The sequence below is a fragment of the Streptomyces sp. PU-14G genome, assembly GCF_041028275.1.
In the GTDB taxonomy this organism is placed as follows: domain Bacteria; phylum Actinomycetota; class Actinomycetes; order Streptomycetales; family Streptomycetaceae; genus Streptomyces.
This window is the reverse complement of the sequence record NZ_JASKYT010000002.1, coordinates 1-15,274: the sequence shown is the minus strand read 5'-3', so window position 1 is coordinate 15,274 and position 15,274 is coordinate 1. Positions and strand designations below refer to the sequence as shown.

16 protein-coding genes and 1 pseudogene are annotated in these 15,274 nt (G+C 69.4%); 9 read left to right on the top strand and 8 right to left on the bottom strand.

Annotated features, from left to right (window positions below):
* Nucleotides 1–73 precede the first annotated feature (73 nt).
* On the top strand, nt 74–1,051 hold the full coding sequence (gene sigJ / locus AB8Z75_RS00500; protein WP_369199301.1) for an RNA polymerase sigma factor SigJ: 978 nt from the start codon (nt 74–76) through the stop codon (nt 1,049–1,051).
* Between the two features lie 272 nt (nt 1,052–1,323).
* On the opposite strand, the gene AB8Z75_RS00495 is transcribed toward sigJ, so the two are convergent.
* The gene (locus tag AB8Z75_RS00495; protein WP_369199300.1) at nt 1,324–1,797 is read right to left on the bottom strand and encodes a hypothetical protein; all 474 of its coding nucleotides are present in this window, start codon (nt 1,795–1,797) and stop codon (nt 1,324–1,326) included.
* A 309-nt stretch (nt 1,798–2,106) separates the two neighbouring features.
* Between AB8Z75_RS00495 and AB8Z75_RS00490 the strand changes: the two genes are divergently transcribed.
* A complete protein-coding gene (locus AB8Z75_RS00490; protein WP_369199299.1) occupies nt 2,107–2,736 on the top strand; it encodes a hypothetical protein in 630 nt (209 codons plus the stop codon).
* A 197-nt stretch (nt 2,737–2,933) separates the two neighbouring features.
* Here the strand turns inward: AB8Z75_RS00490 and AB8Z75_RS00485 are convergent, their stop codons facing one another.
* Together AB8Z75_RS00485 and AB8Z75_RS00480 are read right to left on the bottom strand one after the other, a co-directional pair.
* Nucleotides 2,934–3,320 (bottom strand): VOC family protein, encoded by a 387-nt coding sequence (locus tag AB8Z75_RS00485; RefSeq protein ID WP_369199298.1) that lies wholly within the window; start codon nt 3,318–3,320, stop codon nt 2,934–2,936.
* Complete coding sequence (locus AB8Z75_RS00480; RefSeq protein ID WP_369199297.1) at nt 3,317–3,610, bottom strand: ArsR/SmtB family transcription factor; 294 nt, start codon at nt 3,608–3,610, stop codon at nt 3,317–3,319. Before AB8Z75_RS00480 ends, AB8Z75_RS00485 begins: the two co-directional genes overlap by 4 nt.
* A gap of 452 nt (nt 3,611–4,062) precedes the next feature.
* On the opposite strand from AB8Z75_RS00480, the gene AB8Z75_RS00475 reads away from it, so the two are divergent.
* A complete protein-coding gene (locus tag AB8Z75_RS00475) occupies nt 4,063–4,320 on the top strand; it encodes a hypothetical protein (RefSeq protein WP_369199296.1) in 258 nt (85 codons plus the stop codon).
* 612 nt (nt 4,321–4,932) lie between these two features.
* A complete protein-coding gene (locus AB8Z75_RS00470) occupies nt 4,933–5,505 on the top strand; it encodes a hypothetical protein (protein ID WP_369199295.1) in 573 nt (190 codons plus the stop codon).
* On the opposite strand, the gene AB8Z75_RS00465 is transcribed toward AB8Z75_RS00470, so the two are convergent.
* The gene (locus AB8Z75_RS00465; protein WP_369199294.1) at nt 5,478–6,662 is read right to left on the bottom strand and encodes a serine hydrolase domain-containing protein; all 1,185 of its coding nucleotides are present in this window, start codon (nt 6,660–6,662) and stop codon (nt 5,478–5,480) included. The genes AB8Z75_RS00470 and AB8Z75_RS00465 overlap by 28 nt on opposite strands.
* A 136-nt stretch (nt 6,663–6,798) precedes the next feature.
* Complete coding sequence (locus tag AB8Z75_RS00460; protein ID WP_369199293.1) at nt 6,799–7,491, bottom strand: haloacid dehalogenase type II; 693 nt, start codon at nt 7,489–7,491, stop codon at nt 6,799–6,801.
* Between the two features lie 81 nt (nt 7,492–7,572).
* Here AB8Z75_RS00460 and AB8Z75_RS00455 point away from each other — a divergent pair, with 81 nt between their 5' ends.
* Entirely contained in the window at nt 7,573–8,127 is a 555-nt protein-coding gene (locus tag AB8Z75_RS00455) for an ABATE domain-containing protein (protein WP_369199292.1), read from the top strand.
* Between the two features lie 135 nt (nt 8,128–8,262).
* Here the strand turns inward: AB8Z75_RS00455 and AB8Z75_RS00450 are convergent, their stop codons facing one another.
* Nucleotides 8,263–9,321, bottom strand: a complete 1,059-nt coding sequence (locus tag AB8Z75_RS00450; RefSeq protein ID WP_369199291.1) for a DUF3048 domain-containing protein — start codon at nt 9,319–9,321, stop codon at nt 8,263–8,265.
* 546 nt (nt 9,322–9,867) lie between these two features.
* On the opposite strand from AB8Z75_RS00450, the gene AB8Z75_RS00445 reads away from it, so the two are divergent.
* Both AB8Z75_RS00445 and AB8Z75_RS00440 read left to right on the top strand, forming a co-directional pair.
* Nucleotides 9,868–10,806: a D-alanyl-D-alanine carboxypeptidase family protein gene (locus tag AB8Z75_RS00445; protein WP_369199290.1), complete on the top strand. Its 939-nt coding sequence runs from the start codon at nt 9,868–9,870 to the stop codon at nt 10,804–10,806.
* 306 nt (nt 10,807–11,112) lie between these two features.
* The gene (locus AB8Z75_RS00440; protein WP_369199289.1) at nt 11,113–11,784 is read left to right on the top strand and encodes a chitinase; all 672 of its coding nucleotides are present in this window, start codon (nt 11,113–11,115) and stop codon (nt 11,782–11,784) included.
* A gap of 340 nt (nt 11,785–12,124) precedes the next feature.
* On the opposite strand, the gene AB8Z75_RS00435 is transcribed toward AB8Z75_RS00440, so the two are convergent.
* Nucleotides 12,125–12,724 (bottom strand): hypothetical protein, encoded by a 600-nt coding sequence (locus AB8Z75_RS00435; RefSeq protein WP_369199288.1) that lies wholly within the window; start codon nt 12,722–12,724, stop codon nt 12,125–12,127.
* 211 nt (nt 12,725–12,935) lie between these two features.
* Between AB8Z75_RS00435 and AB8Z75_RS00430 the strand changes: the two genes are divergently transcribed.
* On the top strand, nt 12,936–13,202 hold the full coding sequence (locus AB8Z75_RS00430) for a hypothetical protein (RefSeq protein WP_369199287.1): 267 nt from the start codon (nt 12,936–12,938) through the stop codon (nt 13,200–13,202).
* A 182-nt stretch (nt 13,203–13,384) separates the two neighbouring features.
* Here AB8Z75_RS00430 and AB8Z75_RS00425 read toward each other — a convergent pair whose 3' ends face one another.
* On the bottom strand, nt 13,385–14,674 hold the full coding sequence (locus AB8Z75_RS00425) for an MFS transporter (protein ID WP_369199286.1): 1,290 nt from the start codon (nt 14,672–14,674) through the stop codon (nt 13,385–13,387).
* Nucleotides 14,675–15,116: 442 nt separating this feature from the next.
* Here AB8Z75_RS00425 and AB8Z75_RS00420 point away from each other — a divergent pair.
* A pseudogene (locus tag AB8Z75_RS00420) lies at nt 15,117–15,274 on the top strand (MBL fold metallo-hydrolase); the annotation flags it as partial.

The window sequence follows — 15,274 nt, the reverse complement described above, 5'->3', positions numbered from 1 at the left end:
ACCCCGTACTTCGCTCAGCCATCTCGTCGGGCTGGGCGGCGGGGACGAAGCGATCGAGGGAGCCGGCGAGACCATGACCGACGCATCGGGGTCGTCCGAGCGCGACCGACCCGATCCGGGCCTGAGCGCGCTTGTGAGCGAGCGGCACCAGCTGATCAACCTCACGTACCGGCTCCTCGGCTCACTGACCGAAGCCGAGGATGTCGTACAGGAGACCTACACCCGGTGGTACGCCATGCCGTCACAGCGGCGGGAGGCCATCGAATCGCCCGGTGGCTGGCTGACGACGGTCGCCAGTCGCATCTGCCTCGACCAGCTCGGCTCGGCACGTGCCAGGCGCGAGCGCTACGTGGGCGCTTGGGTCCCCGAACCGCTGCCCGCGAACACGGAGTGGGTCAGCGGACGGTGGGGCGGCGGTACCACGGCCGACCCGGCCGACCGGGTCACCCTCGACGAGTCGGTCACCATGGCCTTCCTCGTCGTGCTCGAACTGATGACCCCGGCCGAGCGTGTCGCGTTCGTTCTGCACGATGTCTTCCGCTACTCCTTCGCCGAAGTGGCCGCGATCGTCGGCCGGACACCGACGGCGTGCCGGCAGCTGGCCTCGTCGGCCCGCCGCCGCGTCCGCGCGTCCGAGTCGACCGCGACCCCGGCCGCCCAGCGCGCCGACACCGTCAGGGCGTTTCTGCAGGCGTGGGAGGCCAAGGACATCGACGCCCTCATCGGCCTGTTGGCTCCCGACGCCACGGCGACCGGTGACGGCGGCGGCCTCGTGCCGGCCGTGCTCCGCCCGGTCGAAGGCGCCGAGGAGGTCGCGCGCTTCTTCGCGGGCCGGATCGACGTGGTGCCCGACCTGACCCTGCTGGAGAGCATGGTCAACGGACAGCCCGGGCTGGTCGCCGAGAGGGGCGGTGTCCCCGTGTCGGTGATGGCTTTCGACATCGCGGGCGACCGGATCAGGCAGATCTGGTCGGTGCTCAACCCCGACAAGCTCCGCTTGTGGAGGGCGGGCTCGTCCCTTTCCGAGGGGCGGGCGGACGCGGCCGGCTGACGACGGCCGAGTTGCGCCGTCTCGCTTCCGGACCATCAGCGGAGGCTCGTGCGACCGGTTCGTGCGCACCGGATCCGAACCGGTCCGACTCGCTTCGCCTCCCTGCTCAGCCGCCGTCAAGCCGGCGCCAAGCCGACAGGCAGTGGCACCCAAGCTCTGTGAACAACACTGAAGAACGTACCCAGCGCCGGAATGATCCGGGCCGGACCAGACGGATTCCGGCACGGAATACGTGGAGGATCGATGTCCGAGACAGCTGAGTCGCCGGAACCTTACTCGGCCACTCCCGACTGGCGCGTCGCTGTCTCGAAAGCCGCCGCTCGATGTCCCGCCGCTCGATGTCCCGCCGACCCGGTGAACGGTCTCCATGCCGCCCGGCCGCCCCCGTGGCCGCCCCAGGACGCGCGCGGGTCAGCGGGGGATCTGCGAGTGCCGGGCGGCCTTTGTGCGCGCGTCTCGTAGATGCGCTTGTGGTCGCGCAGCGCCGCCAGCCTGAAGGGGCCCGTGGTCTCAGCCGGGGTGCGGTGTTCCTCGCCGTCGGACGGGAAGGAGCGCTCGTGCAACGCCCGGTAGCGGGCGTGACCGATCGGCTTACGCCTCTCGACCGCCTCCCGGTGTGCCGCGGTCCGCAGGTGTTCGCGGTGACCGGCAACGACGGTGCCGGCGAAGAACTCGGCGACGTTCCCGGAACCGTAGCTGAGGAAACCGATGGTCTGGCCGGTCAGGTCGTCCGCCTGGTCGAGCAACGCTCCGCGTAGTCCTCCCAGCTGCCTTCCACCGTCAGGAGATACGCGGCGATGGACTCCTGTCCGTCAACCAGGGCAGCGCGCGGTAGTTCGGCCGCCAGAAGCCCACGACGTCGGCGGTGTGACCGCCGGCACAGCCGAGGCGCTCCAGTCCATGAATGCCGGCGCCGGTGGCCTTCCCCAGGGCGGTCGGGGAGCATGAAACCGTTTGACTGCCCAGTCCGTTGGAAGGTCCGGTGCGGTGCCTCGGCCAGCGAGTCCAGGGGTCGCACCAAGGCACATGGCGTATATGAGAAGGATGACCGAGAGATGAAGTCAGGCAGTTACAGGAAGAGGTCCGTCGGTTGGATAGCCGGCGCCGCGCTGGCGGCGATGGCCGTGGGGGTCACCGGGTGCTCGGGCGACTCGGATTCCGGAGAGAAGAAACCGGCCGCGGACAGCTCGGCCGCGGACCAGCCCAAGGAGGAGAAGAAGGACGGTTCGGCGACGCCGCCGTCCTCGGACACCCGCCGGTCCTCGGCTGAGGGGGCAGTCGCCGCCTGGGTCACCGCGATCGTCAAGGGTCAGCCGAAGAAGGCTTGCCTGGTGATGGCGGAACCAGCCGCCGGCTCCTCGCCCGCGAAGGTCGGCACCCCGTCGAGGTGCAACAGTGACGACCCCGACGTGCGCAAGATGCGGGAGAACCTCGGGAAGTTCCGCGCGTCGTTCTCGCCCAAGCCGCCGCCGAGCGACCCCCAGGTGGACGTAGCGCGGACCCCGGCCACCGGTAACAAGACAGTGGTCCCTGCCGACAAGGTCACCATCGACGGAGAGACTCTCGACAAGGTCATCCTCTCCAACTCCTCCGGTGTGAAGGAAGGGCAGTTGGACGTCAAGATGACGTCCTCGAAGATCGAGGGTGCTTGGTACGTGACCGACTTCGCTCTCGACATCGGCTAGCGTCGCCTGTGGCAGGTGGGGGCGGCCTGGTTCTCCGCATCGACAGCGCTCCCGGCCTCTCACGTGCGGCGCTGACCGCCGTCGCCGCCGTCACCACCTGACGCACGCTGTCCCGAGCGACCGTGTCGACACCCTGCGACCCCACCGGTCGAGGGCGTCGGCACGGTCGCGTCGCGACTGGTGCACGAGCCGCATGCTCAGCTGCTGTGCACGAGCTGAATCAGGTTGCCGACGGTGTCGTCCAGGACCGCACTGGTGACCCCGCCCATCTCCACAGGCTCCTGCGTGAAACGTACGCCGAGCCCGCGCAGCCGGTCGCACTCCGCCTGTACGTCCTCCACCGCGAAGGAGGCGGCCGGAATGCCGTCCTGGACCAGCGCCGTCTTGTACGGCTGGACCGCGGGATGACCGGACGGTTCAAGAAGCAACTCGGTCCCGTCCGGGTCTTCCGGCGAGACCACGGTCAGCCACCGGTCCGAACCCAGCGGAACGTCGTGCTTCACTGCGAAACCCAGCACCTCGGTGTAGAAGCGCCGGGCTTTTTCCTGGTCATCGACGAAGACGCTGGTGAGATGGATCCTCATGGCTTGCTCTCCGGTGCATCGGGCCTGAGCCATCGGGTGACGATGCACTCAAGGGGTTCGGTGTTCAGCTCGTGGAACTTGTAGCGGCCCTGGCGCCGAGAGAGGACCAGGCCCGCGGATTCCAGCACGGCCAGATGCTGACTGACCGCTTGGCGGGACAGCCCGAGACCGTGTTTGGTCACCAGCCGCGCGCAGATCTCGAACAGGGTCTGACCGTCCCGCTCCACCAGCTCATCGAGGATGTGCCGGCGGGTGGGGTCGGCCAGCGCCTTGAAGACATCCTCCGCCATGACCCCTACCATAGGCAAGCAACGACTTGCCTATCAAACGCAGTGCTCCACGGCCGCCTGAGCCATGAGACACGCCCTGGTCAGATGGCCGACACGCGCGCGCCCGCCTCCGTCGGGGCTGCGCTTTTCCGGCCAGCGATCTCGCCCACCCGGGGTGGTTGGGCGGGTGCGTGCGACACGTCACCGGCTCAGGGGGTGACGTGTGCGCACACCCCCCGGCTGCCCGGCGGAGAAGGGGGGTATGAAGCCCTGCCGAAGTGGCCCCCCGTAGCGTGGCTGGTGCCTTCGCTTCCTGACACCGCAGGGTCCGTCTCCGGCGCCGAGTGGACCTTCTCTTACCCGGGAGAGGTGGCACCGGGACGGGCGGCACCGGCCGGATCGACGCTAGCGCGGCCGGGAACTCCTCCGCCGCCTGCCGTACGAACGGGTACAGGTAGGACATCAAGACGTCCTTGCGGGCCAACTCCATGACGGCGGCCGTGCTGCCGTCGACCATGCGCGCCCCGCACATCGGCATGCCGAGGTGCACCCGCCAGGCGGGCAGGCCGTTCATCGGCAACGCGGCGGCGAACGCGGCGTCCGACCTCGGCGCGTCCAGCATGTGCCAGGTGACGACCAGCGGCGCGGCTTCGTTGTCGGCCGGTGGCAGGGCCGTGAACGGCACGCCGGCGGCCGTGCCCGTCATCGGTGAGTCCATACGGCCACGTTAGGTCGGGGGCCGCAGCCAGGCTTCGGTTATCGCCCCCAGCGGAACCAGCACGGGCGGAGTATCGCCTTGCGACGGGATGCCGTCCCCGACAGCTTTGAGCTGCCCCTGCCCTGACTCGCACGAGCGCCGGCGCGGGACACGGAGCGCATCCGCACGGCGCCTACGCTGTTCGCCTCTCAGGCGTTCCCGATCTGGTGGAACCGATGCCGAGCCGGCCTCGTCACATGAGCGGACGGTGTGCTCATACCCCTCTCCTGGAGGCCGTATGCGGGCCAGGACTTCGCGTTCCGTCAGCCTCTTTGCTGTGGTCGGCTTGTCCGTCGCCAGCCTGGGCACCCTGTCCGGTTGCGCTGTACAGACAACCAGCGGTGGCAGCACGGGCGAGGCCGATGACGACAGTGGGAAGGCACGAGCGCACCGTGCCCGGCAGGTCGCCACTGCCTGGGACGGATCGAGCGCGGCTGCCGCGTGGCGCGCCGGCTACCACCCGATGGGCAAGGCGGTCCAGCCGCCACGGGGAGGCCTGCGCACGAAGGCCGACAGGCGGGCCTATCGGAACCGGAGCTTCGACCTGCGAGGCAAGTTGCCCACTACCGGGCCGAGGGACGGGCGGGTGACCTTTGTCAAGGGTGGATCGCTCACCCGACCGTTGAAGGGAGCCGAGGAGTCCTTCGAAGCCCTGGTCCGCTCCAGCGCCCAGCCGCGTCTGAGAGTGACCGGCGCGAAGCTGGGCGAGATGAGCGTCACCACGAGCCGCGGAACGGCGAAGGTCCCGGCTTGGCTGTTCAGTCTGGAGGGCTACGACACTCCGCTCAAGCAGGCTGCTGTCATCCCCTCCGGGCTCCCCAGGTCACCGGTCAGGCCGGTCGCAGGCGGCCCCAGTCGGCTCGACGGTCTGGTGCGGTACTCCGTCGACGAGCGAGCGGTGACCGTGATCTCCTCCCACGGGGACTGCGATGACGGCTCCGCGGTGGACGTGCTCGAAACGTCCCGCAGCGTGGTGCTGTCAGCCTTCGTCAAAGGCCGACGGGGTGGCCTGTGCACCAAGCAGGCGAAGCTGCAACAGGTGACGGTGCGGCTGGCACAACCTGTGGGCGACCGCGTTCTGCTCGACGCACACACCGGCCAACCGGTTCTCTACAGCACACGGGGCGCACCTCAGACGGACGACGCGACTGCCTCGTAAACAGCGTCTACCAGGGCCATCTTCCGCGGGTCATCGGCGATGTGCGTGCCCATGTGGTTCATGACGTAGCCGATGCTGATACCCGCTTCGGGGTCCGCAAGCCCGAAGGAGCCGCCGAAGCCGTCGTGGCCGAAGGCCCGCGGGTTGGGGCCGTACGAACCGTGCCGGCCGCTCAGCCAGAGACCGAGGCCGATTTCCGTGTCGTGCCCCAGGCCAGTACCCAGTATCAGGTCCCGGCAACTGCCCTGGCCTTCGCGTACGCGTTCCGCTGCCTGCGCCGACAGGACTTGGTAGCCGCTGTCCACCCGCCGCCGGCCGGTGAAGATCTCGTACAGCGCCGCGACTCCTCGCGCTGTTCCGTGGCCACCGGCGGCGGGAATCTCGGCGGCGCGCCATGCACGGGTGTTGGCGTCGGCTGCTCCGGTGACGGGGTTGGCCAGGGCGGCGAGGACGACCGGCGCCAACTTGCGCGGTGCGGCCCCCCGTTCGCCGCCTCTCGCGGCCGGCATGGGCACCAGCTCGGCGGCGCGCCGGGCCTCCTCCTCGGGCAGGCGGATGGAGAAGTCGATGCCGAGCGGTCCGGTGACCTCCTGGTGCAGGAACGTGGAGGGAAGCTGTCCGGTGACGCGCCGCACGACCTCGCCCACCAGGAAGCCGTAGGTCAGCGCGTGGTAGCCGGAGCAGGCGCCCGGCTCCCACCACGGTTCGGTGGCCGCGAGGCGTGCGGTGGTCAGCTCCCAGTCGTAGAGCTGGGCCAGCGTGTGCGGTACCCGCAGGCCGGCCAGGCCCGCGCGGTGCGAGAGCAGATGACGTACGAGAACGTCCTGCTTGCCCGCTGCGGCGAACTCGGGCCAGTAGGCGGCGACTGGCGCGTCCGGGTCCAGCAGGCCTCGGTCGATCAGCAGGTGAGCGCACAACGCCGTGGCCCCCTTGGTGGTCGACCACACGTTGACGAGGGTGTCGCTCGCCCACGAGCGGGTGCGCGCGGCGTCGGCCCAGCCGCCCCACAGGTCGACGACCGGCTCCCCGTCCAGCAGAACGGTCACGGCGGCGCCCAGTTCGCCGCGCTCGCGGAAATTCTCCGCGAAAGCGGTGCGGACGCCTGCGAAACGCGCGTCGCAATGCCCGCCGATCTGTGGCGTTGTCTGCTCGGCCATGGAGCCTCCGGCTTCTCGGACCGGGTGCCCGCACGGGCCGGTACCCGGCTCTGCCTACGCATACCGACTGGTCGGACTGGTAGGCCGGAACATACCGGCAGATCACCCCGACGGGAAGGGGCACTTCGCGCGTCGGCTACCTTCGTGTCAGTGCCGTGACCAGGTCGTCCAGCCCGTTGAAGCGACCGTCGAAGGCTTCGGAATCCTTCGGTGGGTCTCCGGCCGGCCGGTGGACGTAGGCGGTTCGCATTCCGCTCATCCGGGCGGCGCGCAGATCCCAGGCGTGAGCGGCCACCATGAGGACGCGCTCCGGTGGGCAACCGGCGGTGTCGACGGCGAGTTGGTAGACCTCCGGCGACGGATTGTAGGCCAGGACGGCCTCGGCGGACAGGACTTGGTGCCAGCGCAGCCCGGCGTGCGCGTTGAGGCGTAGCAGAGCGGCGCGACTGGCGTTGGAGAGCCCGAGGACGGGAAACCGCTGCGCGAGCCGCGCGAGTCCGGCGACGGAGTCGTCCCAGGGAGGCAGGCGCTGACCAGCCGTGGCCAGCCGGGCGATCACCACCGGGTCGGCGAGCCCTGCTCGGTCGGCCACCAGCCGCGCCGCTTCGGCGTCGATGACCTCGGTGCTGGCGTACGGGCGGTCCCCTTGGCCGATGCGCTGCTCCTCGCGTTCACGATGCCGCTGCCACCGGGTGAACAGTTCGTCTGCCGACGCGTCGTCGGCCGCGGGTACCGCGTCGCGAAGGGCCGCTCGGATTCCGCTGGGTTCGTCGACGAGTGTTCCGAGGACGTCGAAGACGACGACCTCGATGTCGGACGACTCGGCCACTGCTTCCCCCTGCGTGTTGGCGTCACCGGTTCAACCGGTGACGAGCTTGCCGTCGGCTTCGTCACCGGTCAAGATGGTGACGTGTACTTCGCGTTCGTGAGCGGCAACCCGGCCCTCGATCTGGCCGCCACCGTGGGGACTCGTCGCAGCGAGCCCATCGATGTCCTGGCCACGCCCGCAGACCTCGAACGGTGGGTGGCCCGATGCGACGAGCTGCCTGACCATGTCACCGCTGACTCCGGCACCTTCCAGTCCGCACTGTCGCTGCGGGAGGCCCTCTACCACCTTGCGCTCGACCGGGTACTCGGGCGTCCCTTCGGCCGGGAAGACCTCCGGATCGTCAACGCCGCGGCCACCGGGCCGCTCCCCGCCGTCGAACTCGGCAACGCGGGGCTGCGCATGTCGGGAGACCTCGTCGCAGCGCTCTCTCACATCGCCAGAAGCGGTATCGCCCTGCTCGCCGATCCCCACGCCCGCATCAAGGAGTGTGGCCGCGCAGAATGCACTCGTCTCTATCTCGACCGCTCCCGGGGCGCCCGGCGCACCTGGTGCGGGATGGACGAGTGCGGCAACCGCGTCAAGGCCGCGGCGTACCGAACTCGCAGACGAACCGCTGAGAGGCCCGCGTGCTCCTGAAAAGGGCGGGTGCCTGACCGCGGACGAAGCCGCAGGCGGCGCGCGGGGCGGGCGCCGCGCCGGAACGCCCCGCGCGGCGCCCCGCGTGGTCCGGGCCCGGGCGAGTCCGCTGGTACGGCGGCCCGGCGTGCCGCCTCAGCGTTCCTGGTAGACGAGCCACACCTGCCCGCGGTCGAACGGCATCCGCTTGCCGTTCGAGAGCGTGTAGGTGGTGTCCCCCGTCGCGCTCTTGCGCTGCCACTTGGTCTCGAACGCCTTGCCGTCACGCAGCACGGTCGCCTCTCCGCTGCCCACCGTCTCGATGTACGGCGTCTTACCGCTGGAGTCCGGTGGCATGTCCGTCTTCTGGATGATCACCGTTTTGCCGCCGAGCAGCTTCCCGGACGTGCCCTTCGCCGGTTCGCCGTCGAAGGAGGCCAGCCAGCGGTCCTCCTCGGTCGACCAGTCGAAGGAGACGCTGGAGGATCCGTAGTCGACGCTCCGCCCTTCGGCCGGCGTACCGCCGCCGGGTTCCGCATCGAAGCGGAAGCCGATGTCGTCGGCCTCGCTCGCTCCCTGTGCCTTGTCGAGGAGTTTGTCGGGGCGGCCGTAGAGGTTGTGTGGAGGCTCGTTGTCGCCGCCGCGCTCGTAGGCGTCCGGGTGGTCGTCGTGCGAGACGCCGTACAGAGGCGATTTCTTGATCTTGTCGACGACCCCCTCACGCGCACCCGAGTAGGCGAGCGCGGGCCGCTGGAACATGCGCATCTGCTCGACGTTGTACTCACGCGCGCTGCGCACCGGGCCCAGGGTCTCGGGGTAGTGGCTGGAGTAGATGGCGAACAGCCGCCCCAGCCCGCCCTCGACCTTCTCGACGCCGACGATGTCTGCGTCCTCCAGCGCCGTCTGCGGACGTGCGTCCCTGTGGTTGTCGATCTTCACCGCGAGCACGGGGTTCTTCTCGGCGGGAAGACCCGTGAAGGGGGAGGTGAATGCGGCTTCCTGGCGCGTCGGGAGAGTACTGGCGTCGTCGGCGGCGGCGAACGAGGCCGGTGAGGCGACGGTTCCCGTCAGCCCTCCGACAACGGTCAGCGCGGCGACCACGCGGAGTCGTCGGCTGCGGGCGCGCACCGCCCTCCTCGCGCTCTTCGGCCTCTCGGGGGCGGGCGCCGGATCGGGGGCGGGCGCCGGATCGTGTGCGGTGGAGCTGTCGGTCATGAACAGACCTCCCGTGGGGGGAAACCGTGGGGAGGCCCAACCTCCTCTCGCCCGTGTCGCGTCGTCAATACCGGAACCCGGTCGCATTCGTTGAACAGTTGAACATCAGCTACTGTGTACGACTGGTGGATCAGCGCTTCGAGAAGATCCTCGACGCTCGCCCACATCGGCGCAGCCGAGCAGTTCAGTGATGCCCCGCGTGCGGGAGGGGTCACGGGGGCGGGTCTTCCCCGCCCCTCGCTCGGCACGCCGACGAGGTCGACACGAGGGCATGGGAGACCCCCCGATGCCCGCAGAGTGTGGCCCGCGCAGGTCCTACGGGGCTCGCCGAACCCGACCTGGGGCACAGGGCACGCCGACCTTCTCCCGCGTCACCGTGAACTTTTCCGTGGGACCGGTCATCAACACGCGTGTCCGACACGAGCATCACGGGGGCACCAGTGCCCCACGGGTCGGGCGGCGCGGGCTCGGATCCGACACACAGGGCGCCCGGGCTCGCGTCCACATGACCACAGTTCCACAACACGTCCAACGGAGTATTTCTCCATGGCCAGTAGAATCCTGTCCGTACGCAAGACAGTCGCCGCCGCCGTCGCCGGTGGCACACTGCTTGCAGCCGCCCCGCTCATCGCCTGGGGCACCACCACGTCGAACGCGTCCGACACGCCACCGCCCGAGCTCACGGCCAAGGGTGCCTCCCTGATAAACGGCAAGGGCGAGTCGCTTTACGGCAAGAACGTGAACGACGACCGCAACATGGCCAGCACGGTGAAGATCATGGTCGCCTCCATGGTTCTCGACAAGAAGAACGTCGACCTGGACCGCAAGGTTCCCGTCCGGCAGGCCTACCGCGACTACGTCGCCGAACACCACGCCAGCACGGCGGACCTCCAGACCGGCGACAAGCTCAGCATCCGTCAGCTCCTTTACGCAGCGCTGCTGCCGTCCGGCGCCGACGCCGCCTATGCTCTCGCCGACACCTTCGGCCAGGGGGCCACCAGGGCGCAGCGCGTGCAGTCGTTCGTCGTGGACATGAACGCGAAGGGCCACGAGCTCAACCTCGGCAAGACGAAGTTCGACACCTTCGACGGCACGGGCGGTGACTCCAGCACTCCGAAGGATCTGGCGAAGCTCGCTCAGCACGCCATGCAGAACGAGACCTTCCGCAAGATCGTCAAGACCAAGGAGTACAAGGGCGAGGCGCCGGCAGCCAACGGCCGCACGCGCTACTACACCTGGACCAACACCAACCAACTCCTCGGCTCGTACAAGGGCGTCGTCGGCATCAAGACCGGTACGACCAGCAAGGCCGGCGAGTGCCTGGTGTTCGCGGGCGAGCGGGACGGCAAGACCCTCGTCGGCACGGTGCTGAACAGCAAGGACCGCTACAAGGACGCCGCGAAGCTGCTGGACTACGGCTTCGGCGCCGATGACGCGAAGGACATGAAGATTCGTCGCCTGCCGTCGGACGCCCAGAGCGACTGACACGCAGTAGCCGCAGTACGACGGGCCCGGTCGCCGAGCGACCGGGCCCGTCGCCATGACGGAGAGCCGGGGCCTCCGTACTCACCGCACCGCACGGCGCGCTCGTGCGTGCGGAGCGTCCGCGCGGCGGGACCAGCGAACGGCTTCTTCGGCCCCGCCCGGACCTCGCCACCGCCCTTGACTTGGTACAGACCAATGCGGTTGAGTTCCCCGCGCCCCCTACAAGCGAGGAGTGCGCCCGTGTCGAAGCGACGCATCACGGCGCTGCTGACCGCTCTGGCGGTCGGATGCGCCCTATGGTTTGTCATGCCCACAACTTCTCAGGCAGCCCCGGCGCAGTCGCAGCAGGGCTCCACGGCGGAGTTCGTGGTGAGCGAGGCCCAGTTCGACCAGATGTTCCCTGGCCGGAACTCGTTCTACACCTACAGCGGCCTCACGGCAGCGCTGGACGCCTATCCGGGCTTCGCCAACACCGGCAGCGACACCGTCAAGAAGCAGGAAGCCGCCGCGTTCCTGGCCAACGTCAGCCACGAGACCGGCGGTCTGGTCCACGTCGTCGAGCAGGACCAGAGCAACTACCCGCACTACTGCGACGCCAACCAGCCCTACGGCTGCCCCGCAGGCCAGGCCGCCTACTACGGCCGCGGCCCCATCCAGCTCAGCTGGAACTTCAATTACAAGGCCGCAGGCGACGCCCTCGGCATCGACCTGCTCAACAACCCGTACCTGGTGGAACGGGACGCCGCGGTCTCCTGGAAGACCGCGCTGTGGTACTGGAACACCCAGACCGGTCCGGGCACCATGACCCCGCACGACGCCATGGTCAACGGCGCAGGCTTCGGCGAGACGATCCGCTCGATCAACGGCACCCTGGAATGCGACGGCGGAAACCCCGGCCAGGTCCAGAGCCGGATCGACAGGTACAAGGAGTTCACCCAGGTACTGGGGGTGGCCCCGGGCGACAACCTGAGCTGCTGAGCCAGCCCCGCAGCGAACGGCTCGGCGGCTTCGGACACCTCACGTCCGTACACGGCCCAGGTCGGCACCTCCCGGCCTGGGCCCAGCCCTGCCGCTCGCGTCGGCTCCCGGTGGTCCGGGAGGGAGCGGTCGGGAGAAGAGCGCGACGCGTCCGCGGCGCCGCGCGGACGCGTTCCGTCCCCTCGACGCGCGCACTCATCTGGTGGCTGCGGCTGACGTCGGCTGTCTGTTGGCGGCTTCCGATGTCGGCTGTCTGTTGGCGGCGCCCGACGTCGGCTGTCTGTCGGCGGCGCCCGACGTCGGCTGTCTGTCGGCGGCGCCCGACGCCGGCTGTCGCCCGCTAGTTCTTCTGCAGGGTGCGGGTGACACCCGCGATGACGGCGGTCGTCAGTATCCAGCCGAAGGCGATCAGCAGGTAGGCCAGCCACTGGAGGCCGTCGTTCGACCAGTACCACCCCGTGCGCTGCCCCAGACCACCGATGGGGATCAAGAGGTCGAGTGTGTAGACGAGGGGCTGGAACGGACCGCCTTCGCCCGGCTTCATCGGGGTCGGAGACTGCGCGCCGAAGACCAGGGTGCCCAGCAGGGTCAACATCACGAGCCAGACGCCTGCCAGCCAGGGCCGGTAGCCGTAGCCCACGGTGACGTCGAGCAGGTGCCCCCACACACGCGCCGGCACGGGCAAGGTGAGGCGCCGGTGACGCTGTTTGGCCAGGAGCACGCGGCGGGCGTGGTCGTCGTGGCCGATTTGCCGGTACCAGCCCGCGAGTTGCTCGTAGGGCTGCGGGGCGTAACCGGGGTTCCGGCCGATCCACGCCAGACGACGGGCCACCTCGTCCGCCGCGAGCCGTCCGTCCTCGTCTGCCGCAGGCGGCGTGTCCCCGAAGCGGATGGAGCCGTATGAGCACCACCCACTCTCCTGGGCCCGAGATCCTGGCATCGGAGACAAGCAGGTTCCCGGCCATACGAGCGTTGACGAGTATGAGCGGGCCGCCTTCGACAGCCGACCGCCTCACATCCAGGTCGCCCCCGATCTGGGCGAGTTCGGCGTCGATCCCGGGCACCCGGCTGTTCGTGATCTCAATCGTCCGGGTCGTGGCACCGTACAACCGCACCGCCTGGTCCAGCCGACAGCCCTCCAGCGAAAGCGTGTGGCAGATCTGCGCCCCGGACAGGTCGAGACGGCCGGTGATATGCGCCCCGGCAAGCCGCAGGGCGGCGACAGCGCCAGACCGATCGTCGTTCGCGCCGAGCAGCAGCGCCGCCACGACGGCCGCGCGGACAGTGCGTTCGGGGCCCCACCGGGCGCCCACAGCGGCGTCGTCCGCCTCGGGCACGCCTGTGCGCAGATCGACTCGACGTCCCTCAGGGAAGGCGTCCCACAGCTCGCGCTCCGGCGGGGTCAACTCCTCGTATGACAGCACCCATGCAGAGTAATGACGTTGCTCGCCCAGCCGTACGCCAAGCGGGAGAGACTTCATTCTGTTGGGACTGGTGAGAACTCCTCACCAAATAGCCTACGAGGTGGTTGGATCGCTCCGGGACTGTGGGTCCGGGAGGGGCGGGGGTGGTGCGACAGCACTCCTGGCAGCGGTCGAAGTCAGCGGCGCCTCAGCCCCGTCCGGTCGTTGCGGAGCGGGCCCGAGGTCAGACCTGCGAGCCCCACACCGACGAGCATGACGGCAGAGGCGACCACGACGACGGTGGCGCCCTGAAGGTCGACGAGCGCGCCGAGCACATTGTTCATCAGCAGCAGGGCCAAACTCTGCACGAGTACCAGCACAGCCTGGATTCGCGACAGGTGGGAGTCGGGTGATGACGCGAGAACCAGCGGCGCGATGTGCGCGGAGAAGGTCCCGTTCCCGATTCCGATGACCAGGCCGGCGGCGACGGCTACGGTCGCGCTGGGGGAGAGACCGAGCGCGAGCACGCCCGCACCCGCCAGGATCAGCGCGCTCGCCGCCATCAGACCAGGCCGCCCCAGCGGGCCGCGTTTCACCACCGCCAGGGTCACCGCCACCATGCCCACGCCCTGCGCTCCGAGCACCAGCCCGGCGGCTCCCGCGCCCCACTCCTCCTCGCGTGCGAGCAGGGGGATCAGCAGGGTCAGCACGGGCAGCAGGAAACCGGCCGCTGCCCCGGTGAGCCACAGCCCCGGGCGCAGCACCGGATGGGAGAAGGCCACCTTCACCCCGCTCAAGGCGTCCTTGAGGAAACCGTCCTTCTTCGGAGCAGGAGGCACGTCGTGCTGGGGGCGGACGGCAATCAGGACAACCAGAGTGAGGGCGAAGGTGACCGCGTTGACGAAAGCGGCACCCGCGAACCCGGCCAGGCCGATCAGCACGCCGGCCAGCGGACCGCCTCCCATGTTGATCACCTGGCCGCCGACCTGTCTGAGGGACAACGCACGAGGCAACTGGGCCTTGGCCACCAGTCGGCGGGGCATGGAACCCGAGGCCGGCAGATAGAACGCGTCGACGACGCCGACCGCAACGCCCGTGGCGATGAGCAACAAGGGCGGGGCCCCCAGGGAGGAGGCGACAGCCACGAGAGCGAGCGAGAAAATCAGCATCGCCGCGTCGCCGGTGATCAGCACGCGGCGTGCGCTCACGCGGTCGCTGACCGCTCCTCCGACGAGGAGAAGCAGGACGCGGGGCAGCGTGATCGCGCTCAGGACCAGCGCCGCGATGCTCCCGCCATACTCACTGGCGGCCCAGCCCAGGGCGAAGGAGAAGACCTCATTGCCCACGAGCGACACCAGGATGCCGACGAGCCACAGCGTGTAGGCCCGAGGCAGCCGGTCCTGACCGTGTCTCTCGTCCCACACCTCCGGGACCGGGACGGCACCGGCTGCCACAGTCTCCTCGGCCGCCTCATCACTGGCTGCCATGCGCCCCCGCTCGATCCGACGATGCCGATGATCACGGAGCCGACAGTGCCACACGGCACTGACATCAGGGCCCGCTCACCGTGGTGCCCACCTCCGGTGCGGACCGCTGTACACCGCTGGAGATCTGCTCGCTCTGGTCAACCGCCAGGTCTCTTCCGCCAGGAGTTCTTACTGCTTGCCGGTGCCGACGGGGCCGACCGTGACCTTCTGGTCGGCGCCCTCCCGGACCGGGAGATTGATGCTGACCGGCAGGCTCGTGGAGTGGGTCTCGTGGGGCGGCACGTGGATCCGCCCGCGGCGGGAAATGTGCGCGACCGACCGCCCGTCTCACACGCCTGTTACCCGCGCCGCGCGGCCCTGCGCCCTCCCCTGCCCGACGGCCCGGTGTTCCGTCGGCCCAGCCGAAGTGATGGAATGAAGCGAAGATCCCCCAGGAGGTCCCGTGGCCGGCTCAAGTGCCCCGCAACCGCAGCGCTCGCAGCCGCGAAAGCTGCGAAGCCTGCGCCCCCTCGCTTTCGGTGCCGATCCGGCGGGGGCGCGGATGGAGCGGATTCGCCGCTCTCCCCATTTCGCCGACGGCGTGTTCCGGAACCCCGAAGG

Bases quoted from the DNA above. Each gene is read 5' to 3' on its own strand.
- sigJ (WP_369199301.1), top strand. From the start codon at position 74: ATGACCGACGCATCGGGGTCGTCCGAGCGCGACCGACCCGATCCGGGC.
- AB8Z75_RS00490 (WP_369199299.1), top strand. From the start codon at position 2,107: ATGAAGTCAGGCAGTTACAGGAAGAGGTCCGTCGGTTGGATAGCCGGC.
- AB8Z75_RS00485 (WP_369199298.1), bottom strand. From the start codon at position 3,320: ATGAGGATCCATCTCACCAGCGTCTTCGTCGATGACCAGGAAAAAGCC.
- AB8Z75_RS00480 (WP_369199297.1), bottom strand. From the start codon at position 3,610: ATGGCGGAGGATGTCTTCAAGGCGCTGGCCGACCCCACCCGCCGGCAC.
- AB8Z75_RS00465 (WP_369199294.1), bottom strand. From the start codon at position 6,662: ATGGCCGAGCAGACAACGCCACAGATCGGCGGGCATTGCGACGCGCGT.
- AB8Z75_RS00450 (WP_369199291.1), bottom strand. From the start codon at position 9,321: ATGACCGACAGCTCCACCGCACACGATCCGGCGCCCGCCCCCGATCCG.
- AB8Z75_RS00445 (WP_369199290.1), top strand. From the start codon at position 9,868: ATGGCCAGTAGAATCCTGTCCGTACGCAAGACAGTCGCCGCCGCCGTC.
- AB8Z75_RS00440 (WP_369199289.1), top strand. From the start codon at position 11,113: ATGCCCACAACTTCTCAGGCAGCCCCGGCGCAGTCGCAGCAGGGCTCC.
- AB8Z75_RS00435 (WP_369199288.1), bottom strand. From the start codon at position 12,724: ATGCCAGGATCTCGGGCCCAGGAGAGTGGGTGGTGCTCATACGGCTCC.
- AB8Z75_RS00425 (WP_369199286.1), bottom strand. From the start codon at position 14,674: ATGGCAGCCAGTGATGAGGCGGCCGAGGAGACTGTGGCAGCCGGTGCC.